A 22,946-nucleotide genomic window follows, 5' to 3' on the forward strand; every position below is an offset into this window, starting at 1 on the left:
CTGGTTCAGGCTGCTGTGCCCGAGCCCAAAAGCCTAACCCCTAAAGGACCACGCAATGTTCGAACTCGACCATGACCTGGCGCAGGATATCGTTGACCGGGCGATGGCCATCTTGCCGTGCAACGTCAATGTCATGGACAGCCAGGGCTTGATCCTGGGCAGCGGCGAACCGGAGCGCATCAACACCCGCCACGAAGGGGCGCAACTGGTTTTGGCCAACGGCCGAATTGTCGAGCTGGATACCGACGCTGCCAAATGCCTGAAGGGCGTGCAGCCCGGGGTGAACTTGCCACTGATGCTCGATGGCCGGCTGATGGGCGTACTGGGCCTGACCGGTGACCCGCAGCAGGTGCGCACCTATGGGGAGCTGGTACGCATGACCGCCGAGATGCTGTTGGCCCAGCGCCACTTACAGGCTGACCAGCAATGGCGACGGCAGCGCTGCGATGATCTGCTGGCGTTGTTGCTGGGTGGTAGCGGTGATTCACCTCGGCTGCTCGACGAAGCCCGGCAGTTGGGCCTGAAGCCTCAACTGCCACGGGTGCCGGGCCTGTTCGAGCTGGCCTCGGGGCCCCCTGCCGAGGCGTTGTCGGCGTGGCTGATGAGCCGGTACCCGGACAGCTGGTGTGTCAGCCCGGCGCGCCAGTCATTGCTATGGTGCCGGCCAGCCGGTGTGGCACTGGATGAATCGCGCCTGCTGGAGCGCCTGCAACGCCATGGCTGGGACGTGGAGCGGCTGGCCTTGGGCAGTGCCGCGCAAAGCCTGGAGCAGCTGCGCCGGGGCTACCGCCGGGTACGTGACTTGCTGGCCTATGGCCGCGAGGTATTGCCCACCGAGCGCTTGCTCAGCCTGCAGCGCTACAGGCTGCCGGCGCTGTTGTGGCGCCACCGCAACGATGACGCGCTGGATGAGCTGCTGGAGCCGCTGCAGCGCATTCGCGCCAGGGACAACAGCGGGCAGTTGCTCACCACCCTGCGTGCCTGGTGTGCCCACGACGGTCAGAGCCAGGCCTGTGCCGATGCCCTGGGTATCCACCGCAACAGCCTGCGCTACCGCCTGGAGCGGATTGCCGAGCTGGGCGAGGTCGACCCGCTACGCATGGAAGGGATGCTTAGTTTGTATCTGGGGTTGCAGCTGTTGCCAGCAGATTGACGCGATTCACGTAGGCGCAGCCTTGTGCTGCGAAAGGGCCGCTCAGGGCGAAAAACCGCTCCGACCATGCGGGCCTCTTCGCAGCACAAGGCTGCGCCTACAAGGCCGGAAAGCAGTTACGAAGGCATCCGCCCAAACAACCCGTCCGGCGTTTTGTGCATTTGACCGAGGCCCCTTTGCCGAACAGCTGTCAGCATGCCGCTCATCAGGACAGGAGAATCCCCATGAAGATCGTCATCGCCCCCGACTCGTTCAAGGACAGCCTCGACGCTGCCGGTGTCGCCCGCGCCATCGCCGCAGGCCTGCGTGCAGCATGGCCGGGCGCTGAACTGGTTGAGTGCCCGATGGCCGACGGCGGCGAGGGCACCATGGAGGCAATCCTGGCCGCCAGCCACGGCGAACTGCGCCGCCAGGCCGTGCGCGGGCCACTGGGGCAAACCGTGGAGGCCGGCTGGGGATGGTTGCCAGAAAGCCGCACGGCAATCATTGAAATGGCCCAGGCCAGTGGCCTGCAACTGGTACCAACCGGCCAGCGCGATGCTTGCCGCAGCAGCACCTGGGGCACCGGCGAGCTGATTGCCGCAGCCCTTGCCGCCGGTGCGCAACGGGTAGTGCTGGCCATCGGCGGCAGTGCCACCAACGATGCCGGCAGCGGTATGTTGCGTGCACTCGGCCTGCGCCTGCTGGACGCGGATGGGCAAGCGCTGGAAGAGGGCGGCCTGGCCCTGGCCAAGCTGGCCCGCATCGACGCCAGCGACCTCGACCCACGGCTCGCCGAAGTGCAATTTGAAGTGGCGGCCGACGTCGACAACCCGCTGTGCGGCGTCAACGGCGCTTCGGCGATCTTCGGCCCGCAGAAGGGGGCCAACCCGCAGCAGGTGCAGGCGCTGGACCAGGCGCTGGGCCATTTTGCCGACCATTGCGCACAGCTACTGGGTGAGGACGTGCGCGATTACCCAGGGTGTGGCGCCGCCGGTGGCATGGGCTTCGCGGCGCGGGCCTTCATGGGCGCACAGTTCCGCCCTGGGGTGGAGGTAGTGGCCGAGCTGGCCGGCCTCGATGCATTGGTGCAGGGGGCAGATCTGGTGGTGACTGGTGAAGGCCGTTTCGATGCCCAGACATTGCGAGGCAAGACACCGATGGGGGTGGCCCGGGTAGCCAAGCGTCATGGCGTGCCGGTGGTGGTGCTGGCCGGTACCTTGGGTGAGGGTTATCAGCAGTTGTATGCCCATGGGGTCGATGCTGCATTTGCGTTGGCCAGCGGGCCGATGAGCCTGGAGCAGGCGTGTGCCGATGCTGCGCAGCTGCTGCAGGCGCGGGCTTGTGACATTGGTCGGCTGTGGCACGTTGCAAAGCGAACATGAACATCGTGTAGGAGCGACACTAGGCCGCTCCTGCAAATGCTTCACTCCTGCGTCTCGAACATGGCAATGAAGTTGGCCAGTGCTGGCGAAGCGTTCTGGGCGTTCCATTTCATGTACAGGCCGATCCCGGGGGCGGGTTGCTCATCGATAGGGCGGATCGGGCAAAACTGCACGCGTTCGCGCGGGGTTGAGCCAACGAACGAGGCCGGTACAAGGGCCACGCCAAAACCGCATGCCACCAGGCCCAGCAGTGTATGGATCTGCGCCGCCTCCTGCACGACCTTGGGATGAAAACCCGCCGCCTCGCACAGCGCGATCAACTGCGCGTGATAGCCACCGCCCAAGGCTTGCGGGGTGAATACGAAATCCTCATCGGCAAACTCGCGCAGGTCGACTTCCCCCTGTTGCGCCTTGGCGTGGCTGGCGGGCATGGCCATGACGATCTGCTCATCAAGCAACAACCGTGCTTCAAGGGTGCCAGCCGGCAGCGGCAGCCTGCGCATGAAGCCGATATCCGCCTCACCGGCCAGCAAAGCCTTGGCCTGCGATGCGGATGGCATCTCGCGAATGGTCAACTGCACGTTCGGGTAAGTCTCGCGAAAACGGCGCAAGCTGCCAAGTAGCGAGTCGTAATAGGCGATGGAAATGGCCGTGATGGTCAGCTTGCCGCTGACCCCTGCAGATACATTACGGGCGTACTCGATCCCCTTTTCCAGCTCAGCCAGCGTGCGGTAAGACGCGTCGAGAAACGCTGCACCCGCGGCGGTCAGGCGCACCCCGCGCTTGTTACGCAGCAGCAGGCTGAAACCCAGTTTTTCTTCAAGGCGGTTGATGGCCTGGCTCAGCGGCGGTTGCGCCATGTGCAGGCGCTCGGCGGCCTTGTGAAAGTGCAATTCTTCGGCCACAGCGATGAACTGCCTGAGCAAACGTGTTTCGATCATTCAGCATTCCTGCAGCATGGCCAGTTGGCGGTGATATCCAGGAGATATCAAACGTGCATGCTTTTAATATTAAGTCATAGATTTGATTGTTGATATCGTAAAAAGGAGAATTGAAGGTAGTCTGAAATGCCCGTCACAAAGCCTTTCCATAACAAAGTTGCGGTCATCACCGGTGCCGCACAAGGCCTTGGCCTTGCCTATGCCATGGCGTTGGCCGAGCGCGGCGCGCGTGTAGTCATCAGCGATTTGGGCACCGACAGATCCGGGCAAGGCCAGGACGCCTCGGCGCTCGAACATGCACTGACGGCCATGCGAGGCAAAGGTTTTGCTGTGGTTGGACACGCCGGCCAACTGGAGAACGAGGGCACCTGCAAGCAACTGATCGAGCTGGCTATCGAGCATTTCGGTGCGCTGGATATCCTCATTCACAATGCCGGCTGGGTCGACTACCAGCGTATCGAGGATCAGGAAGCCGCCTTTCTGCAACGAGCGCTGGGCATCAATGTGCAGGCGCCCGTGTGGCTGGCCAAGCATGCCTGGCCGCACCTCAAGCGCTCCGCAGCGCCGCGGGTAGTGCTGACGACCTCGGACCGGGCCATGTACCAGCGCTATGCGCAGCCTGGCCTGGTGGCCTATGCCGCCGGCAAGATGGCCCAGGTCGGCATCATGAACGCCCTGAGCATGGAGGGCCAGGAGCACGGCATCCTGGTCAATGCCATTTCACCGGTCGCGAAAACCCGCATGTGGGGCATCAGCCAACCGCCAGAAGAACTGAAACCCGAGTGGGTCACGCCCGGCGTGCTGTACCTGGCCAGTGCGCTGTGCCATGACACCGGCTACATCTTGCGCGCCAGCAACGGCCAGTTCACCGCCACCCGCTTCAACGAAAACAGCGGCGTCAGCTACCCCCGGGACCTGGGCCGTGTGCAGGCCGCTGACCTCGCGCAAGTGGCCGAACGCTGGAACCGCATCAAGGAATGCAACTACGTGCCGGTCAAAGTCGCCAACACGTGCGCGGACCTGGGCGAAAGCCTGGTCTGGGATGAGCGCACCGGCGCGTTGTACTTCGTCGATATTTCTGGCGGGCGCATCAACTGCCTGACAGCCGATGGCGACGTCCACACCCTTTACGCGTCAGCCGCGCGCATTGGCGCGCTGGCGTTGACCGACCGGGGTAACCTGATTTTTACCGAAGACGCCAGTGTGGCTATCTTCGACGTGCCGGCGCGCAAGGTGAGCCAGCATTCGGCATCAGTCCATCCGCGCTCGACCTACCGTTTCAACGACGGTGCTTGCGACCCGCAAGGCCGCTTCGTAACTGGCCTGATGGACGAAGTACCCAGCGGCAATACCGGGGCACTGTTCCGCTTCGACGGGCAGTTGAGCGACCAGGTGATCCATGACGACATGGCGTTGCCCACTGGCCTGGCCTGGTCGCAGGACGGCCATACGGTGTACTTCGTCGATTCGGCGGCGCGTGCCATCTACCGCGCCGAGTACCTCGTCGAAGGCCGGCTTGGCGCGGTCACGCTGTTTGCCGAAACCCCGGCCGAACTGGGGCGGCCGGATGGTCTGGCCCTGGACCGCGAAGGCGGGCTGTGGGTGTGCCAGTACCATGGCAGCTGCCTGCTGCGTTATGACCGCCACGGCCACCTGACCGACCAGGTGTTGATGCCGGTGCCATGCCCCACCAGTTGCTGCTTTGGCGGGCCCGGTTTGAACACCTTGTACATCAGTACCGCGCGATTCGACATGAACCCCGAAGAACTGCACCATTATCCCGATGCGGGCGACCTGTATGCCATTCGCCCGGAAACTGGCGGCGTTGCCCGGCACAGCTTCAAGGAATAAGCCGTGGCGTCTGGCTGGCCGGTAAAACGGCCAATTCGCCAAAGCGCTGGGCCGAGTCGATATAGCGCAAGGCCGACTTGGCGTCTTTCCAACCCACATAGCTCATCAGCGACTTCAGTTCCCAGCCATTGGCGGTTGCCCAGGTGGCGAAGCCACGCCGTAACGAGTGGCCGGTATACAATGCCGCCGGAACCCCGGCACGCTCCAGCATGCGCCGCAGCAGGCCGACCAGGCTGTTGCTGTTGAGCGCGCTGTCACCGAGGTTGCCCCAGCGGTCGAGCTTGCGGAACACCGGCCCATGGGCAATGCCGGCGACCTCCAGCCATTGCAGGTAGGCCGTGACCGGGCACAAGGCTTTCAGGGCAGGGGTGCGATGTTGCACGCCCAGGGCTTCTCGGTCGCCCTTGCTGCGCGGCAGGAACAACGTGATACCGACACCGGCTTCAGCCTGGATATGCTCGATGCGCAGGCGCGCCAGTTCATCACCGCGAAAGCCACGCCAGAAACCCAGCAACAGCAGCGCACTGTCACGGCGGGCCCGGCGCAGGGCGGCCAGGTCGTGATGTTCACGTGCCTGGCGGGCCTCCTCTTCGAAACAGGTCACCGCAGTTTGCAGGTGCTGCAACAACAGCGGGGCTGCCTGCTTGGGCGGCGTCGGGTGCAGGGTGCGGATACCGCGGAGCACCTGGCGCACCAGCGGCGCCTTGGTCGGGTCGGGGAAGCCTTGGGCGACGTGCCATTGGCTGAGCGCAGCCAGGCGCTGGCGCAGGGTGCTGACAGCATGCTGGTCGGCGTGGTCGACCAGGTAGCGGGCAATACTCTCGGCGGTGGCCGGCAGAAAACCGCCCCAGTGGGATTCAAAGTGTTCGATGGCAGCCTGGTAGCTGCGCCGGGTGTTGTCACGGGTGGCGGCGCGAAGGTAGCGCTCGATATCGGTCATGGTGCGGGTGTCGGTGGGTGATGGGTACACGATAAACCGAATCAAGGGATATTGCATGCCAGCGCGGTTTCTGTAGGCGCAACGCGTCAGCTGGGGTCAGTGGGGCAACCATAGTCGGCCTGGCCAGCACCGCGGGTCAGCGCCGGTGTGCGCATTACACGCATGCTTTCTCCTCGACGCCATTGAAAGGCGGATATTCGTGCAACTGCGCCGGCGACAGTGGCCGACTGAAGTGGTAACCCTGGGCGATATCACAACCGGCGAGCTTGAGGCACACCACCTGTTCGCGGGTTTCTACGCCTTCGGCGACCACTTCCAGGCCCAGGCGCTTGGCCAGGATGATGGTGGAGGACACGATCGGGCTGTCATCAGGGCTGTTGGACAGTGGCGCGATCAGCGATCGATCGATCTTCAGCTTGCTCAATGGCAGCGAATGCAGATGGGCGAAGCCGGCGTAGCCGCGGCCGAAGTCATCCAGGCTGATGCCCAGGCCCGCGCCGCGCAGTCTGTGAAGGTGCGCCACGGCCGTACCTTCGGGGTCGAGGATGGTGGTTTCGGTAATTTCCAGCTCCAGCCGCTGCGGGGCAATGGCATACCGTTGCAGTTCGCTCAGCAGCCGCGAAGCGAAATCGCCTTGGCGCAGTTGCAGGGCAGATACATTGACGGCCAGTCGTGTTCCCCGGCCTTGGGCGTCCCAGCCCGCCAAAGCCTCACAGGCCAGGCGCAACACCTCCCAGCCCAGCTCGACAATAAAGCCGCTGCGCTCTGCCAGGTCGATGAAGCGGTCCGGGTACAGCAGGCCAAATTCGGGGTGGTCCCAACGCACCAGCGCTTCATAGCCCAGTACCTGTTGGGTGTCGAGGCGGATTTGCGGCTGGTAGTGCAGCACGAATCGGCGCTCGGCCAAGGCGCTGCCGAACGCCTGTTCGAGGGTGAAGGCCTGGATGTCGGCCAGGTTCAGCGAGGCGTCGAAGAAGCGGTACTGGGCCCGACCGGCCTGTTTGGCTGAATACATCGCGGCGTCGGCACTGCGGATCAAGCTGTCGATGTCCTGGCCATCGCGCGGGCAGATGCTCACGCCCACGCTTGGGCTGGTGTTGACCTCCTGGCCGTCAAGGGCATAGGTGGCCGACAACCGCTGGACCAGCTCACGGACCCAGGCATTGATCTGGTCTTCGCTGCGTTCGCCCGCCAGCAACACCACAAATTCGTCGCCGCCAAAGCGCGAAGCCTCGTCGCCGGGCTCCAGCAAACGCTGGATGCGCCCGGCCACGGCCTGTAGCAGGAGGTCGCCGATCTTGTGCCCGAGCGAATCGTTGATCGACTTGAAGCGGTCCATGTCGATGAACAGGATCGCCATCAACTGGCGCTTGCCACGCTGGCGGGTCAGCGCCTGGCCGGCCACCTCGACGAACTGGCGGCGGTTGTGCAGCCCGCTGAGGTGGTCGGTGGCGGCGGCATGGCTGCTGCGCCGGTGTTCGTCCTCAAGACGGCCGATAAGTTGCTGGTTTACCTGCTGGGCATGCTCCAGTGCGCTGAAGGCCTCCTGGCGCTTGCGCAAAAGGCGCAAGGTCCATAGCAGGCTGGCGATGATCATCAGCGTCATGCTCAGGTTCAACCAGAATTGTCGGGAATAGGCCAGGGCCGAAGGTGCGAGGATGTCCTCCTGGCGCTGGCTGACCACTACGCTGAACCCGCGCTCTGGCACATGTCGGTAGAGGCTCTGGTACGCACCGCCGGCCGCGTATTGGGTGAGCAGGCCAGTGTTGCTACCGGTATCTGGCAGTTCTGGCAGCAACACATCGCCGGCGCCCACCACGCCGCTGGTGTCTATGCGCAGCCGCTCCAGGCCGTCATCCTGCAGCAGGCGCACCAGCCCGCTGCTCCCCAGATCGATATGCTGAAACAGCACCGCCAGGTAGCCGATGTCCAGTTGTACAACCAGGATGTTTTCGATTTCGCGGCCAGGCAGGTCGGTCAACGGCAGCAGAAAGGGCAGCCGCCAGTCGGGCAGGGCGGCCTGCTGGCCCGGCGGCTGCACGTTGGGTAGAAAGGGCTTGAATCCATAACGGGCTACGTGCCTTTGCAGCTGGCGTAACCAATCCTCGGGCAGCGCGGTGGCTTCGTCGGTATGGCTGGCTGACAACAGCCGGCCTTGCCGGTCGTAAAGGCTCATGCGCTTGAACACCGGGTCTTCGGCCAGTATCCGCGCCAGGCTGAAATTGCCCTGGCGCAGCACTTTCATGTCGTCCTGGGTGACCCGGCCAACGGCCTGGGCGCGGTCGACCAACTGGCGCAGGCTTTCGCCCACGATACTGGCCAGGTTCAAGTGCTCGGCGGCCTTGGCCGACAACGCGTCCTGGCGGGCAGCGGCTTTCTGCGTCATGTGCAGCCCCCACAGAAAGGCGAGGGTGGCGGCACACAGCATCAAGATCAGCAGTCGCAGGAGGCTGGCGGAGGAAAGCGAACGGCGTATCACTGCTGATAGTTCCCGACCCTGGGTGATGCTCCAAAAATACGACAAGGAGGTGACAGGTTGATGACTAATGGCTAATTGCCTTTAAGGGTTTCCTGTATGTGCCAGGGGCGCCTGCAGGCGTGCGGTTTCTTCCTCGATGTAGCTCATCAGTGCGCTGATTTCGGCATCGCCCAGGCGCATGTTGGGCATGGCCAGCCGGTTGTACTGCTCGTACAGCAGCATGGCCAAGGGGTCTTTCTCTGCGAGCATCTGGTCGGGCGCCTTCAACCAGCGGGTCAGCCAGCTGGCGTCACGCTGTCGGGTCACCCCCAGCAGGTCCGGGCCAATACCGGGCTGCCCTGGCTCGGTGTTACCCAGGGTGTGGCAGGAGGAGCAGCGGGTGCGGAAGATTTGCTCACCACTGCTGGGTGGCCGTATCTCGGGGGCCTGGGCGTAGTCATTGCTCATGGCGCTGGCCTGCTTCCAGTTGTGCAGGCTGTTGCCCAGCCGGTCCGCGAGAATGTACGGGCTTTCGAAGGGCGAGGCTTTCATCCAGCGGCCGGTGGCCTGGTTGCCGATGATAAGGCTCAGGTTGTGGTCTCTGGAACGGCCGTTTTCCAGGCCTTCGATCCACAGCCCCAGGCTACGGCGCAATTGCTCGATGTCGTCGGGCTCGCCGGTGAGCAGCGTCCAGCCAGGGCCGATGCCGAATTTTTCGGCGTAGCGCTTGAGGGTAGCTGGGGTGTCGTTGTAGGGGTCGATGCTGATGGAATAGAAGTAAATGTCCTTGCCGACCCGGTCACCCAGAATCTTCTGCACCTGGCGCAAGCGCGCGGTTTCCACCGGGCAGGAGTCGGAGCAGCCGGTGAAGATGAAGTTGATGGCGACTACCTTGTCCTTGATCAGGTCGTCGAAGAAATGCACCTTCTCGCCGTCCTGGGTAAGCAGCGGGATATTCGGGAAGTAGCCGGCGCCCCAAGGGCTTGCGGTTTCTTCGGCCAACGGTTGTTGCGGCTGCAGTGGCCATAACGGAATGCTGGCGGCGAATACCGCGAGCACCAGCAGGAAACGCCATGAGCCGGGCATGATGCGATCCTCGTTGTTGGGTAAAAAGGGCCGCACAGCGACCCCTGCATTGCACTCACTGGTATTTGACTGGCGCTGTCACCGTTTGCCCCAGCGTCGATTTCACGGTAACTGTCGCGGGTGTGGCCGGGCCAAAGCCGGTAGTGGTCACAGACACCCGCCAGCGGGCGCCCGTAGTCGCGGCCGTCAGCGTGGCGTTGCCCAGGCTTACCGGGCCGCCGGTGGTTGCCGCAGTCACACTGATGCTGTTGCCCGTGGCGACCGTGGTCGTCCCCTGCACATCCCAGGTGAAGCGGTTGCCACTGCGCACCTGCACCGTGGCACTGCTGACCTGGATCTGGTCGACCGCCGCCGCCGCAGTCACAGCGATGCTGACTGTGGCCGGGGTCAACGACTCGGCCCCCTTTGCATCGCGCGCCGTGTAGTTGAAGCTGGCAGTGAACGGTGTGGCGAACGTGGCAGGTGGGGTGTAATTCACCAGGGTGCCGTCGGTGCTGACGGTACCCTGACCGGAGTCCGGCTGGGTGAGACCGGTCACGGTCAGCGGTACGTTGCCGTCCGGGTCGGAGTCGTTGGCGAGCACGTTCAGGGTGATAGGTTTGCCAGCGGTAGTCGCTGCACTGTCATTGGCTGCGACGGGGGGCTTGTTGGCCGGGTCATCGGTGTCGTCATGGCCTTTGGTACGGAAGGTCGGCAGGCCGACCGAAGCCATGTATTGCACGCCATCCCAGCCTGGCAGCGGGGTTGGCATCACCTGGAACTGCCCCGGGTGCTCAATGTCCCAGCGCAGCAGCATGGACGAGTCCTCATGCTGGGTGTTGTGGCAGTGCTCCATGTAGGTGCCGGCGAACTCGCGGAAGCGGATGGCCATTTCCACCTCTCCCGAAGAATCGGCTTCTGGCCCGATCCGGTACACGTCTTTGCGCGCCCATTTTTCCCATTCCGGTGGCGCCTTGCCGTCGCGGCTAAGAATCACGCCTTCCTCGAAATGCACGTGCACCGGGTGGCTCCAGCCATTGCCGCCGTTGACGATTTTCCACACCTCCAGGGTGCCGTCGCCGCTGAACCCACCGTCGGTGGACTGGTTGGCCAGTTGCGGTGCCGCACTGATGCGTCGTGGGTCCATGCTGTAACCAAAGCCGCCATCGGTCTTGATGGTCCACGGGCTGGTGTCGGTACCGTCGGAGCGGCCAAAGATGAACGCGCGGTGGCGGGCATCCTTGAGTCTGGCCTGGTCGGTCGCGGCGTTGCGGTCAATGGGCAGTGGCAGCATTTTCAGGCCTGCGGCCTTGCCTGGCTTGGCGGGCTCGTAGGCCACCGGGTCCATGCTCAGGTCCTGGCCGGTGTAGGGCTGCACCAGCAGTTGCAGAAACTTGCCGACTGCTGGGTCGCCTTTGTCCCACTGCGGGCCTTTGTTGGTCTGCTTGATCACGGCTTTGTACTTTTCCGACAGCACGTCGGCCAGCGAAATCGTACCTTCCGGGCCCTTGCCGGTGCGATGCTCTTCCAGGTTGACGAAGTACAGCTTGTCGCCTGCCTTGATGCCATTCTTGGCAAAGTTGATGATGATGTCGTAGCGCTCGGCGATGCCTTGCAGCGGCAGGATGCCATGGTTGTCCTGCAGGTTGCCGTCGCCGTTCAGGTCCATGGTCCCGTCGAAGGGCACGGCGTGTTCCATGATGTTGCCGTCGTTGGCGATCATGTGGAACGGCACCCGGGCATACGACAGGTTGGAGCCGGAGGGGCCTTTGAACTCCCCACTGGTACCGGCAATTTCCCGCACCACGGCAAACTTGAAATAGCGCGACACCGAGCCGTTGAGGATGCGGAAGCGGTAGCTGCGCGCCCGCACCTTGAGCCTGGGCTGGTACTGCCAGTTGACCAGAATCTGGTCACCGAGGAAGCCATCGGTGTTGAACGGGTTGAACCACAGCTGGCCGTTGGCATCCCAGGCCTTGTCGGCAATCACCAGGTTGACGTCGTAGTCACGGTTACCCCATGGCATGCCGGAGCCACTGGGGAAGCGCAGGTTGACGCCATCCTGCAGCGCCTCGTTACCGCGGTCCAGGGCGCTGTAGTAGTTCATCATCACGGCGTTGCCCTTGTAGACGTTCTGTGCCGTGAAATCCATCATGTGGTCGTGGAACCAGTGGGTGCTCATGGTTTCACGCCAGTCGCCGCGAATCTTGATGCTGCCGTTCTGGCAGGCTTTCAGGCCCGGCGTGCCGTCGTTGACGAACAGGGTTTCGCCCGGTGAGCAGGGGAAGGCTGCCCGCGGATCCTGGGCACGGGTGTTGATGGTGTCGTAGCCGGCCAGTTGCACTGGCCAGCGGTAGTCGTAGTACTGCCCCGGGAAGAAGTAGGCGTTGGCGAAGCCATCGCTCTCTGCCGGGGAGTGGCCATTGTGCTCGTGCGTCGAGATGGTGTGCAGGCCAAAGCCACCGTTGGCCGAGGGGTCGATGGGCAAGGCGTTGTAATGGCGCATCAGGATCGGCTGGCCGTAACGTACCATCAGCAGTTTGGGCGGGAAGGTGCCGTCGAATGTCCACAGTGATTTGTGGTTCTGCAAGGGCATATTCGGGTGAAAGCGCGTGTCAATGCCCTTGGTGGTGCCCAGCGTAGTGGGGATGTCGGAGGTCTGGTAGTACAGGCCGCCGGGTGCAAACTCGCCAGACGCATAGTTATGCAGCTGTTTGCGATCACGCAGACCGAGGTTGATACGCGCCCCGGCCTGGGCGGTCTTGAACGCCGCCTGCGGGTAGAACTCGTTCCAACGCTGGTGCGACCAGGCTTTTCCTGGTGGCCGGCCTTCAGCAGGCGAGCCGACCGGCTGGCGGTTGAGGAACATTTCGATCTGCGCCTTCCAGGGGTTGCGGTCCAGCACATTGGCGTACTGGCTCGGGTACGGATACAGGCCGGGCTGCTTGAGGAACGCTTCCAGGGCCGTACCACTTGGCCCGCTGCGCGCGACGACGCTGGGGTCCTGCGCCGGGGCCGCGCCGAGGGTGGGGACGGGAAAGGTCAGCTCCGGCGCCGGCGTGGTCGGGTCGAGCTTCTCTGGCCCGAATTCTTCGAACAGCAACAATTGCTGGGTGAAGGGTTGGGCTCCGAACAGTGGGCTGGGTTTGCCGTTGGTGGGGTACCTGTCCGAGGTTTGCAGTGCAGGCGGCAGCACGTTGTCTATCCGCACTGTATCGCGGTCGCCGTGCGCGCCATCGACCAGCTCCAGCGCGCCTTCGTTGGCTTCGGGCAAGATACTGAGGTTGAGCAAGGCCGGAGTCGGGTCAGCCGGTTGCTCGGTGTAGGCCGATGGATCGGTCGGCGGCGGCTGACTGTTGTCGTCAAGGGGCGAGGCCATGACCGTGATCAGCCCGAGGCTGACCATCAGCGCAGTGACTGAAGAAAGCTGGAATGCGTACCTAACAGGTTGGATCACGGCATGTGTTCTCATTGCCTTGTGCCTCGCTCGCGGCTGCATGGCTCTAAGCCATCAATGGCGTTTTGCCCGATAAAAGGCCCTGAGCAACGGCTGTGCCAACAACTGTTTCAGTAATGCTTTGTTAAACAAATCCTTGTGGCACCTGAGGTGCGCTAAATGACGGGGCGTCAAGAATGGGTATAAGTCCCCACTAGCGGGGACCCAATGCCCACTGGATGGGTGGTTTGGGGCGTGACACACCCGGCGCGCTGCGGTATATGTGTGGGCTACCAAGGGGAGCCCGGCAAAGGGCTGAGAAACCGCTGAACGCTGCAGCGCGGTGACCCTTCGAACCTGATCCGGATCATGCCGGCGAAGGGATGGGGCTTGTAACCTGCCTTTTTGCCGGCCTCACTGCGAGGCCCGTCCATGTCAACTGCCAAGGTCTCGCTGTCACCTTCATCAAGGACAGCATCATGACCGAACGTTTCAGCCAGTCCCTGCGCCGCCAGAGCGAGCCAACCTGGTCGGCGGCCGTTGGCCACCGTTTCGTGACCCAATTGTGCGACGGCAGCCTGCCGGACCCGATCATGGTCGACTATCTGGTGCAGGACCATCGCTTTCTCGACAGCTTCCTGACCCTGCTGGGCGCAGCCATCGCCACCGCCGATACATTCGAGGCGCGCCTGCGCTTCGGCCGCTTTGCCGGGATGATTTCCAGCGATGAAAACACCTACTTCCTGCGGGCCTTCGAGGCGCTGGATGTAAGCCCGGCGCAACGTAGTGAGCCGGCCGATACGGCGCCCACCGCAGGGTTCAAGGCCATCATGCGCGAAGCGGCAGCCACCCGCTCCTATGCAGCAGCGCTGGCGGTACTCAACGTTGCCGAAGGCCTGTACCTGGACTGGGCGCTGAAAGCGCCGAAACCCATGCCGCAGAACTTCGTCCATGCCGAATGGATCACCCTGCACGATAACCCGGCATTCCAGGCCTTCGTTGCCTTCCTGCAGGCCGAACTGGACCGTGTCGGCCCGCAGCACGCCGCACTGGCCAGTGACTTCTACCAGCGCACGGTTGCGTTGGAACTGGCCTTCTTCGATGCCATCTACCCGCAGAGCAAATGAGCATGGATATCTTCGATCGCCTCAAGGCCGCAGCCACGCAACAGTGGCGCCGTTACGTAGACCATGATTTCGTGCGGCAGATGGGAGAGGGCACGCTGAGCGAGGCCGCGTTCCGGACGTACCTGGTGCAGGATTACCTGTTCCTGATCCAGTTCGCCCGCGCCTGGGCACTGGCGGCCTACAAGAGCCGCCGGCCGGACGACATCCGCGCCGCGCAGGCCGGGTTGGCGGCAATTCTGGATGAAACCGAACTGCATGTGCGCCTGTGCGCCCGCTGGGGGCTGACCCAAGCCGACATTGAGGCCGCGCCAGAACACCAGGCCACGGTGGCATACACCCGCTACGTGCTGGACTGCGGCGCTGCCGGCGACCTGCTGGAGCTGCACGTGGCACTGGCACCTTGCGTGATTGGCTATGCCGAAATAGGCCGGACCCTGGCCGAGCAGATTGGTGATTTGAGCAACCACCCGTACCGCGAGTGGATTGGCGAGTATGCCGGGGAAGGCTACCAGGGGGTGGCGGCGGCAGCGCGCAAACACCTGGATGAGCTGGCGGCGCGGAGCATGACCGAGCAGCGGTTTGCCGAGTTGGTGGGAATTTTTGGCCAGGCGTCCAGCCTGGAGGCGGACTTCTGGCAGATGGGGCTGGACGGGGTGGCGTAGCCCCCCGGGGCCGCTTTGCGCCCCATCGCCGGCAAGCCGGGCTCCCACAGAGACCGCGCAATGCTCGAAGGGTTGTACCGTACCTGTGGAAGCCTGGCTTGCCGGCGATGGGCTGCGCAGCAGCCCAAAAGTGCTTGGTCGACTGGGTGAATCCTACCCAGCCCAAGCCCGCTTTGGTGCATGAATGCCTCAAAATAAGTCGTCCGGCACACTTTCACAGCGCATAAAAGCGACTTTACTGTTCACAGTGCACATTGATGTCTGGGCTGCTTGCCCGATTTGATCACGGGTATCGGGGCTCGAAAAAGCGGCCCGCATATTGCTCTTCCAGCTCCCAACTACTACCCGGAGCCCCGTGCAATGAGCTCACCCAGCGAATTCCCCCTCAGCGAAGCCCCGCAGTCTGCCCGCAAAGGCCTGCTGCCGATTGCCATGGTCCTGTTCAGCTTTACCTTTTTCACCGGCACGATGTTCGCCGGCGGCAAGCTGGGCATGGCCTTCAATTTTGTCGACATGTTGTGGGTAGCCGCCCTCGGCAACAGCCTGCTGGCCTTGTATGCCGCTGCGTTGGCATTCATCGCCTCGCGCAGCGGGCTGAACACCGTGTTGATGGGGCGTTTCTGTTTTGGCGAAGCTGGCAGTCGGCTTTCGGACTTTCTGCTGGGTTTCGCTGAACTTGGCTGGTACGCCTGGGGCACAGCCACCGTGGCGATCGTGCTGGTCAAACTGTTGGGGCTGGCGGAAGGTTTCAGCGTACCGTTGATGGTGCTGTTTGGCCTGGGCTTCAGCATTACTGCCATCATCGGCTTCAAGGGGCTGGACGTGCTGTCGCGAGTATCGGTGCCATTGATGTTCGTGCTGCTGCTGGTGTCGATGTACATTGCCACCCGCGATGTTGGCGGCTTTGCCGGCCTGGCCGCAGTGGTGCCGCACGAAACCATGACCTTTTCGGCAGCGGTGACCATGGTCTTCGGCACCTTCGCCAGTGGTGCCACCCAGGCCACCAACTGGACACGGCTGTCGCGCAGCGGCCGGGTGGCGGTGACCGCCAGCGTGGTGGCATTTCTCCTTGGCAACGGCCTGATGGTGGTGGCCGGTGCCTGGTGCGCGATGGTTTACCAACAGGCCGATATCGTCGAGGTAATGATGCTGCAGGGTTTGTCGTTCGCAGCGGTGGTGATGCTATGCCTGAACCTGTGGACCATCCAGGGGCCGACCATCTACAACGTGTCCGCGGCCGCCTGCCATTTGTTGCGCAGCGAGCGCCGGCGCACGGCAACGCTGGTGGCGGCGGGGGTTGGCATTGTGCTGGCGATGGGTGGCATGTACGAAATGCTGATCCCGTTCCTGGTGCTGCTGGGCTCGATCATTCCACCGGTGGGCGGGGTGATCATGGCTGATTTCTGGTATCGCCACCGCGGCAAGTACCCGGCACTGGGCATGGCAAGCCTGCCACGTTACAACCTCACCGGGCTGTTTGCCTATGCCGTGGGCGCGGTACTGGCGTACGCCTCGCCGTGGGTCGCTCCACTGGTGGGTATCGGCGCCTCGGCCCTGTGCTACATCGTCATCCTCGAACTTGGCGCACGCCGCCGGGCTCCGGGTCAGGCGGGTGTCGAGCCGTGAGCCTGGCGCTGGACGAGATTCTGCATTTGCCCGGCCTGCACGATATGCGCGTGCTGGCCGGGGCGCGCAACCTGCAACGGCGGGTACGCTGGCCCTATGTGGCGGAAAACGAAGGTATCGCCGAATGGGTAATGGGCGGTGAGCTGGTGTTCGTCACTGGCATCAACCACCCGCGCGGCGAGGCCAACCTCCTCAGCCTGGTGGAAGATGGTGCCGCAGTGGGCATCGCCGGCATGGTCATCCTCACTGGCGGCAGCTTTATCCAGTGCGTCCCTGCGGCTGTCATCGCGCGTGCCGAACAACTTGGCCTGCCGCTGATCGAGCAGCCTTATGCGCTGAAGATGGTCGTGGTCACCCACCTGATCGGCACGGCCTTGGTGCAGATGAGCCAGGTACGTCGCTCGCGTCACGATATCCTCGGCCAGCTGCTGACTGGCGACTACCCGAGCCTGGCCATTGCCCGGCAACGGGCAACGCATCTGCAACTGACACTGGATGAGCCGCGGCGCTTGCTGGCTTTGCGCCTGGCGGGCGTGGATGGTTTGTTCGAGCGCCACGGGCTGAGCCACGGCGAGCGGACCTGGCAAGCTACCCGCCAGGCATTGGAAGATCAGCTGCAAGCCTGGTGCCGCCAACGGGCAGGGAGCGTGATGGCACAGCTGCCGGGTGATCTGTTCGTGGTACTGCTGGCCGATGCGCACGACTTGCCCGAGACCTTGGCTGGGCTTTATCGGCAGTTGCAGGCAGTGAGGGGTGAACTGAGCCTGCACATGGGCTTGTCGAGCCTCGCCGACGACTGTGCGCACTACCGTCAGGCCCTCAATGAGGCGCGCCAGGCCTTGGACGTAGCGCAGCACTTGCGCCCGGCCAACGGCTATTGCAACTTCAGCGAACTGGGGGTGCTGCGCCTGCTGCAAGGCATCGTCGACCGCTCGCTGATCGACGACTTCGTCAGCCGTACGCTCGGCCCGTTGATCGCCCCTGGGCGCAAGCAGGCCAACGCCCTGGTGCACACCCTCGACGCCTTGCTCATGGAGAACGGCAACGGGCTCAAGGCCGCGCAGCGCCTGGGGCTGCACCGCAACACCATTAATCAGCGCATCCAGCGCATCGAACAACTGAGCGGGCAGTCCATCGACGACCCGCTTTTTCGCATGAATGCTTCGGTCGCCATGCTGGTATGGCGCATGAGCGAAGCCCACGGCAAGGAGTAACAGCATGAACATCCTCAACGCACGCCTGCGCGGCAAGCCTGGCCTGTTCCGCATCGAACTGAATGGTGAGCGCATTGCCGCCATCACGCCCCAGGGCGGGGTGCAAGCACCTGGCGCTGGCGATGACCTGGACGCTGGGCAAAATCTGGTGGTGGCGCCTTTTGTCGAGCCGCACATCCACCTGGACGCGACCCTAACGGCCGGCGAACCCAGGTGGAACATGAGCGGCACCCTGTTCGAAGGCATCGAGTGCTGGGCCGAGCGCAAGGAGCTCACCACCCACGATGACATCAAGACCCGTGCGAAAAAAACCATCGGCATGCTGGTGGACCACGGTATCCAGCATGTGCGCACCCATGTCGATGTCACCGACTTGCAACTTACCGCACTCAAGGCCATGGTCGAGGTGCGTGACGAAGTACGCGAGCTGGTCGACTTGCAGATTGTCGCCTTCCCGCAGGAAGGCATCGAGTCCTACGCCAACGGCCGGGCGCTGATGACCGAAGCAGTGGCGATTGGCGCCGATGTGGTCGGCGGCATTCCCCATTTCGAGAACACCCGCGACCAGGGCGTGTCGTCGGTGAAGTTTTTGATGGACCTGGCCGAGCGCACCGGTTGCCTGGTGGACGTGCACTGCGATGAGACCGACGACCCGCAGTCACGCTTCCTCGAAGTGCTGGCCGAAGAGGCCCGGGTGCGCGGCATGGGGGCCCGGGTGACGGCCAGCCATACCGTGGCCATGGGCTCGTATGACAATGCCTACTGCTACAAGCTGTTCCGCCTGCTCAAGTTGTCGGGTATCAACTTCGTGTCGTGCCCGACCGAAAGCATTCACCTGCAGGGACGCTTTGACAACTACCCCAAGCGCCGGGGTGTCACCCGTGTTGCCGAACTTGACCGTGCCGGCATGAACGTGTGCTTTGGCCAGGACTCCATCGTCGACCCGTGGTACCCGCTGGGCAACGGCAACATCCTGCGCATTCTTGAGGCCGGCCTGCACATCTGCCACATGCTTGGTTACGAAGACCTTCAGCGTTGCCTTGACCTGATCACCGATAACAGCGCCCGCACCTTGAACCTGGGCGAGCGCTACGGCATCGAAGTGGGGCGGCCGGCGAACCTGCTGCTGCTGTCGGCGCCTGACGACTACGAAATGGTGCGCACCCAGGGACATGCCCTGGTGTCGGTACGCAATGGCAAGGTGCTGATGCAGCGTACGCCGGCCCAGGTGCAGCGTCTGCTCTGACTTCGCTGTCGCCTCAGGTGCCCAATGCAGCGAGGGCGCAGCTTGCGACTTGCGTGTCCTGCACTGCCACGCCGGTCAGGTCTGCCAGGGTGATCTGGCCGTCGTGCTCGCGCCCCTTGGCACGCCCGGCCAGCAGTGCCCCCAGTTCGATCAGCTGGTTCGCCTTTATCCGGCCACTGTCGAGCGCGTGGGCCACTTCGCCGTACTGGCTGCACTGGGCGACCGAGTCGACGATGATACGGTCCGCCCTGGCCACCAGTGCCGGGTCCAGTTCCTGCTTGCCAGGTGCATCGGCGCCGATGGCAGTGATATGCGTGCCCGGCTGGACCCACTCGCTGTGTAACAGCGGCTGGCGGGAAGGGGTGGTGCAGACAATCAGGTTTGCAGCGCCCGCAACTTCTGCCGCATCCTGCGTGTTGCGAACCTCGAAGCCCAGTTCACGGGCAAATGTCGCATAGGCCGCAAGCCCGCTTTCATGACGGCCCCAGACAACGACCTGGCGGCAATCGGTAACGGCGCGCAGCTGTTCAAGCTGCATCTGCGCCTGCATGCCGGTACCGAGGATGCCAATGGCCTTGACCTGGTCCGGCGCCAGCAGCCTGGCAGCAATACGCCCGGCCAGGGCGGTGCGCATGCCGGTCAGCCAGCCTTGGTCCTGCAGCAGCGCCAGCGGTTGCCCAGTGAGCGCAGACAGCACCAGCATCAGGCCATCATTGCTCGGCAGGCCTTTGGCAGGGTTGTCATAAAAACCGGTTGAAAGCTTGACCGTGAAGGTCGGGCTGCCCTCGATATAGGCCGATTTCACACAGCAGTCACCGTTCGCCCCTGTAAATGCAAAGGCCTGCACGGGCGGCACCTGTACCGCGCCTTCGGAGTAGGCGATAAAGCCTTCCTCCAGCCTGCTTACCGCCAGCGCCGGGTTGAAGCTGGCGACGATCTGCGCCTTGCTGAAAACCTTCATCGAACGGCCTCCAGGAACTTTTCCAGCAGGATGTTACGGCCGCACAGGATCACGGCGACACGCTTGCCCTGGTAGCGCTCGGCGAGCTTTTGCATGCCGGCAACCGCGACAGCTGCAGCACCTTCGATGATCCAGCGTTCACTGCTGGCGATATCGCGCATGGCGGCGCGGATTTCGTCCTCGCTGACCAGCACGGTATCGGTGACCAGCGCCTGGCACAGCGGCAAGGTGATGGCGCCCGGCTCGACGCCGCCAGCCGTGCCGTCCGACAGCGTTTCCAGGGCGTCGACCTCGACAATTTCACCGGCCTTGATGGACTGCGCCAGGGCAGGGTCATTGGCCGGCCAGCAGCCAATGATCTCGGTGCCCGGGTTGAGCTTGCGCAGGGCGGCACCTATGCCGGCAATCATCCCGCCACCGCCTACGGCGACGAACACTGCGTCCAGGTCTGGTGCCTGCTCGAACAATTCCATGCCGATGGTGCCTTGACCGGCAATGACTTGCAGGTCGTTGTAGGGCGACACGAACGGTACACCCTGAGCCTTGGCTTGCCTGGCGGCTTCCAGCTCTGCACCCAGTGGGTCCGTAGGCAGGCAAAGCACTTCGGCGCCTAGGGTGCGCATCGCCTCGATTTTGTATGGCGAAGCCGAAGTGGCGGTGTACACAGTCACTGGCACACCTGCCGTTTTGCCGGCTAGTGCGAGCGCCTGCCCATGGTTGCCGGACGAGGCAGCGATAACCCCATGCTTGCGCACATCAACCGGCAGCAGGCGGATCTTGTTGCTGGCGCCGCGGAACTTGAACGAGCCGGTGTGTTGCAGGTGCTCGCATTTGAGCAGGACTTCGCAGCCGGTCAGTGCCGACAACCGCGCGCTGTGACTGAGGGGTGTGATGCTGACGGCGGGGCGCAGTGCGCTGTGGGCTTCCTCAATGGACGTGTACAGTGCATCGAGGTCAACGGCATTGGCGGCAGTCGGTGAAGCAGTAGAGGCTGGCATGCTGCGCTCCTTATGGAATATATGTCCACGGTAGAATAATTATCCACGATAGACAAGTCCCTGAGCGCAGCCACTTGCAGCTTCTTGCCGGTGGCAGCGCGCCGCTAGGTCTTGAGTTCTTTCAGGTACTTGTAAACGGTGGCCCGGCCCATGCTCAGCACGTTGGCCACATAGTCAGCCCCACTTCGCCCCTCGAATGCGCCTTCGGCATGCAGCGCCTGCACCAGGCTGCGCTTGTCTTTCATCTGCAGTGTCTGTAGCGAAAGGTTGCGCGCTTGTAGCCACGCATGCAGGAAGGTGTTGATACGTTCCTGCCAGTCGTTGCGGAACAACGCGTCAGGTTGCGGTACCAGCCGGCTCATCTGGAAGAACGCATCGAGCGCTACGCGGGCTTGCTCCAATACCGACACGTTCAGATTGATGCACATCAGGTGCTGGGCTTCGCCTTGTGCGTTGCGTAGCACGGTGCTGATGGAGCGGACCTTCTGGCCGTTCCAGTTCAGCTTCTCGTAGGGGCCCAGGTTGGCGCCCTCGAGCAAATCGCCCAGTTCGTGATCAATCGCCGAATCATCGCCCAGCTTGCGTTGGGAGAAGTTGTTGGCGATGTGCACGACGGTCTGGCTGCGCAGCTCATGGACGATGACTTCAGCGTGCGGATACAGCAGCAGGGCGATGCTGTCGGCGATTGCTTTGTAGTTTTCCAGGGTCATTTTTTGTCGGTGATCAGTGCTGGACGCCCATGGTGGCGGCAAAGCGTAACCGGCACAAGGTGGCGCTCTTGCAGCGTGCGTACGTTGACAAAGCCCTCGAAACTGAAAGCCTGAAAGCAGTTGGCATAAACTTTCAATAAAAACAAGAGCTTGGAATTTTGGCGCTTAACGTTTCACAGATTCAGTTTTCATCCAGAAGGGGGGTAGGCCGCCAGGAAGGTCTCAGACACTAAATTTCTGAAGTTGCGCCTTGATAGTGCATAGCGGTGATGCAATTTTTCCATATGTTCTCTGCGACTGGGAATGCGAGAAGGGAGCTTGGAGCAGTGACTGACATAGCAACGATGCTGCGTTTGATTGGGTGGCAAGCGGGAGTAACTGAATGCTGTATTGAAAACGGCAGGCTGACGTGCCTGCCGTTGGCGTGATCGACCTCGTTACCGAGACATTCAGGCTACTCGGCCGCCGAGGGTCTCAGCGACCCAGTCTGCAATGTATTGGCCGGCATTCATGCTGTTATCGAAGCTCGCGTGCTGCACGCCGCCTTCGCGCTCCGTGAAGATTTTCAGCTCACGCTTGGGACTGTTTACCAGCTGCTCATAAGTACGGTGCGCCCACTTGAGCGGAATCTGTGAGTCCTTCTCGCCGTGGGTGACCAGGAAAGGCACCTTGATTCGGTCCAGCACGCCATCGAGATGGACGTTCTCGGCGATGATCATGAATTCGTCCATGTCCTTGGCGCCCCAGACCCAACGCACATGCGCCCAATAATGCGGCACAGGGAAGTCGCCCTCTTTTTCCAGGCGACGCTTCTGCACGTCGCGCCAGTCGTGGTTGGCGCCCCACGACACACCACAGGCGAAACGTGGCTCGAAAGCGACGGCGCGCGGGCAGTAGTACCCGCCCAACGAAACGCCTTAGATGCCGATACGATTGGCATCGACATCCGCGCGGGTTTCCAGCCAGTCCACCACGCTTGAGCACGATCCGCAGGTTCTGACACGTATGACGCATGCCGAATATGTGCGACTGGGTGGGGCCGAAAGCGTTGAACAGATCATGTGGCTGGCGATGCGAGGTGCCGCTGAGGGGCCCCTTCGTAAAGTGCATCAGAACTACTATCTCGCAACGACCACGGCCATGACCGCGGTGCTCTATGAAACGCTGGAACCTTCAGCTAAAGACAACTAGGAG

At 62.9% G+C, this 22,946-nt stretch carries 17 protein-coding genes, 2 pseudogenes and 1 riboswitch; of the genes and pseudogenes, 10 read left to right on the plus strand and 9 right to left on the minus strand.

Annotated features, from left to right (window positions below; all coding sequences use genetic code 11):
• The first annotated feature begins 55 nt into the window (after positions 1-55).
• Positions 56-1,153: a sugar diacid recognition domain-containing protein gene (locus LU684_RS01655; RefSeq protein ID WP_016487215.1), complete on the plus strand. Its 1,098-nt coding sequence runs from the start codon at positions 56-58 to the stop codon at positions 1,151-1,153.
• Positions 1,154-1,377: 224 nt separating this feature from the next.
• Complete coding sequence (locus LU684_RS01660) at positions 1,378-2,517, plus strand: glycerate kinase (protein WP_102689421.1); 1,140 nt, start codon at positions 1,378-1,380, stop codon at positions 2,515-2,517.
• Positions 2,518-2,558: 41 nt separating this feature from the next.
• Here LU684_RS01660 and LU684_RS01665 read toward each other — a convergent pair whose 3' ends face one another.
• Entirely contained in the window at positions 2,559-3,458 is a 900-nt protein-coding gene (locus LU684_RS01665; protein WP_016487213.1) for a LysR family transcriptional regulator, read from the minus strand.
• A gap of 204 nt (positions 3,459-3,662) precedes the next feature.
• On the opposite strand from LU684_RS01665, the pseudogene LU684_RS01670 reads away from it, so the two are divergent.
• Together LU684_RS01670 and LU684_RS01675 are read left to right on the plus strand one after the other, a co-directional pair.
• Positions 3,663-4,154 (plus strand): annotated as a pseudogene (locus tag LU684_RS01670) (SDR family NAD(P)-dependent oxidoreductase); the annotation flags it as partial.
• Positions 4,155-4,199: 45 nt separating this feature from the next.
• On the plus strand, positions 4,200-5,309 hold the full coding sequence (locus LU684_RS01675; protein WP_224372564.1) for an SMP-30/gluconolactonase/LRE family protein: 1,110 nt from the start codon (positions 4,200-4,202) through the stop codon (positions 5,307-5,309).
• Here LU684_RS01675 and LU684_RS01680 read toward each other — a convergent pair.
• The 4 genes from LU684_RS01680 to LU684_RS01695 form a co-directional block, all read right to left on the minus strand.
• On the minus strand, positions 5,299-6,306 hold the full coding sequence (locus LU684_RS01680) for a site-specific integrase (protein WP_080683618.1): 1,008 nt from the start codon (positions 6,304-6,306) through the stop codon (positions 5,299-5,301). The two genes, LU684_RS01675 and LU684_RS01680, sit on opposite strands and share 11 nt — an antisense overlap.
• A gap of 97 nt (positions 6,307-6,403) precedes the next feature.
• Positions 6,404-8,728, minus strand: coding sequence for a putative bifunctional diguanylate cyclase/phosphodiesterase (locus LU684_RS01685; protein WP_232894048.1), 2,325 nt, complete (start codon positions 8,726-8,728; stop codon positions 6,404-6,406).
• A gap of 81 nt (positions 8,729-8,809) precedes the next feature.
• A complete protein-coding gene (locus tag LU684_RS01690; RefSeq protein WP_210667969.1) occupies positions 8,810-9,793 on the minus strand; it encodes an SCO family protein in 984 nt (327 codons plus the stop codon).
• A gap of 55 nt (positions 9,794-9,848) precedes the next feature.
• A complete protein-coding gene (locus LU684_RS01695) occupies positions 9,849-13,244 on the minus strand; it encodes an Ig-like domain-containing protein (protein WP_232894049.1) in 3,396 nt (1,131 codons plus the stop codon).
• 250 nt (positions 13,245-13,494) lie between these two features.
• A riboswitch (TPP riboswitch) is annotated at positions 13,495-13,609 on the plus strand.
• Between the two features lie 78 nt (positions 13,610-13,687).
• Here LU684_RS01695 and LU684_RS01700 point away from each other — a divergent pair.
• The 5 genes from LU684_RS01700 to codA all read left to right on the plus strand — a co-directional run bounded on the left by LU684_RS01700 (position 13,688) and on the right by codA (position 19,083).
• Positions 13,688-14,335: a TenA family protein gene (locus LU684_RS01700; protein WP_016487207.1), complete on the plus strand. Its 648-nt coding sequence runs from the start codon at positions 13,688-13,690 to the stop codon at positions 14,333-14,335.
• Entirely contained in the window at positions 14,332-14,997 is a 666-nt protein-coding gene (tenA, locus tag LU684_RS01705) for a thiaminase II (RefSeq protein ID WP_033731393.1), read from the plus strand. Before LU684_RS01700 ends, tenA begins: the two co-directional genes overlap by 4 nt.
• A 360-nt stretch (positions 14,998-15,357) precedes the next feature.
• Complete coding sequence (codB, locus tag LU684_RS01710; protein WP_023047406.1) at positions 15,358-16,623, plus strand: cytosine permease; 1,266 nt, start codon at positions 15,358-15,360, stop codon at positions 16,621-16,623.
• Positions 16,620-17,837, plus strand: a complete 1,218-nt coding sequence (locus LU684_RS01715; RefSeq protein ID WP_232894050.1) for a PucR family transcriptional regulator — start codon at positions 16,620-16,622, stop codon at positions 17,835-17,837. Before codB ends, LU684_RS01715 begins: the two co-directional genes overlap by 4 nt.
• 4 nt (positions 17,838-17,841) lie before the next feature.
• A complete protein-coding gene (codA, locus tag LU684_RS01720) occupies positions 17,842-19,083 on the plus strand; it encodes a cytosine deaminase (RefSeq protein ID WP_232894051.1) in 1,242 nt (413 codons plus the stop codon).
• A 13-nt stretch (positions 19,084-19,096) separates the two neighbouring features.
• Here the strand turns inward: codA and LU684_RS01725 are convergent, their stop codons facing one another.
• The 4 genes and pseudogenes from LU684_RS01725 to LU684_RS01740 all read right to left on the minus strand — a co-directional run.
• Entirely contained in the window at positions 19,097-20,044 is a 948-nt protein-coding gene (locus tag LU684_RS01725; protein WP_232894052.1) for an ornithine cyclodeaminase family protein, read from the minus strand.
• The gene (locus LU684_RS01730; protein WP_232894053.1) at positions 20,041-21,042 is read right to left on the minus strand and encodes a threonine/serine dehydratase; all 1,002 of its coding nucleotides are present in this window, start codon (positions 21,040-21,042) and stop codon (positions 20,041-20,043) included. Before LU684_RS01730 ends, LU684_RS01725 begins: the two co-directional genes overlap by 4 nt.
• A 104-nt stretch (positions 21,043-21,146) precedes the next feature.
• Complete coding sequence (locus tag LU684_RS01735; protein ID WP_023047400.1) at positions 21,147-21,752, minus strand: helix-turn-helix transcriptional regulator; 606 nt, start codon at positions 21,750-21,752, stop codon at positions 21,147-21,149.
• Positions 21,753-22,201: 449 nt separating this feature from the next.
• Positions 22,202-22,732 (minus strand): annotated as a pseudogene (locus LU684_RS01740) (alpha/beta hydrolase family protein); the annotation flags it as partial.
• 25 nt (positions 22,733-22,757) lie between these two features.
• Between LU684_RS01740 and LU684_RS01745 the strand changes: the two are divergent.
• The gene (locus LU684_RS01745; protein WP_016487198.1) at positions 22,758-22,943 is read left to right on the plus strand and encodes a hypothetical protein; all 186 of its coding nucleotides are present in this window, start codon (positions 22,758-22,760) and stop codon (positions 22,941-22,943) included.
• Positions 22,944-22,946: the final 3 nt, after the last annotated feature.

Source organism: Pseudomonas sp. NMI542_15, assembly GCF_021283425.1.
Classification (GTDB): domain Bacteria; phylum Pseudomonadota; class Gammaproteobacteria; order Pseudomonadales; family Pseudomonadaceae; genus Aquipseudomonas; species Aquipseudomonas fortuita.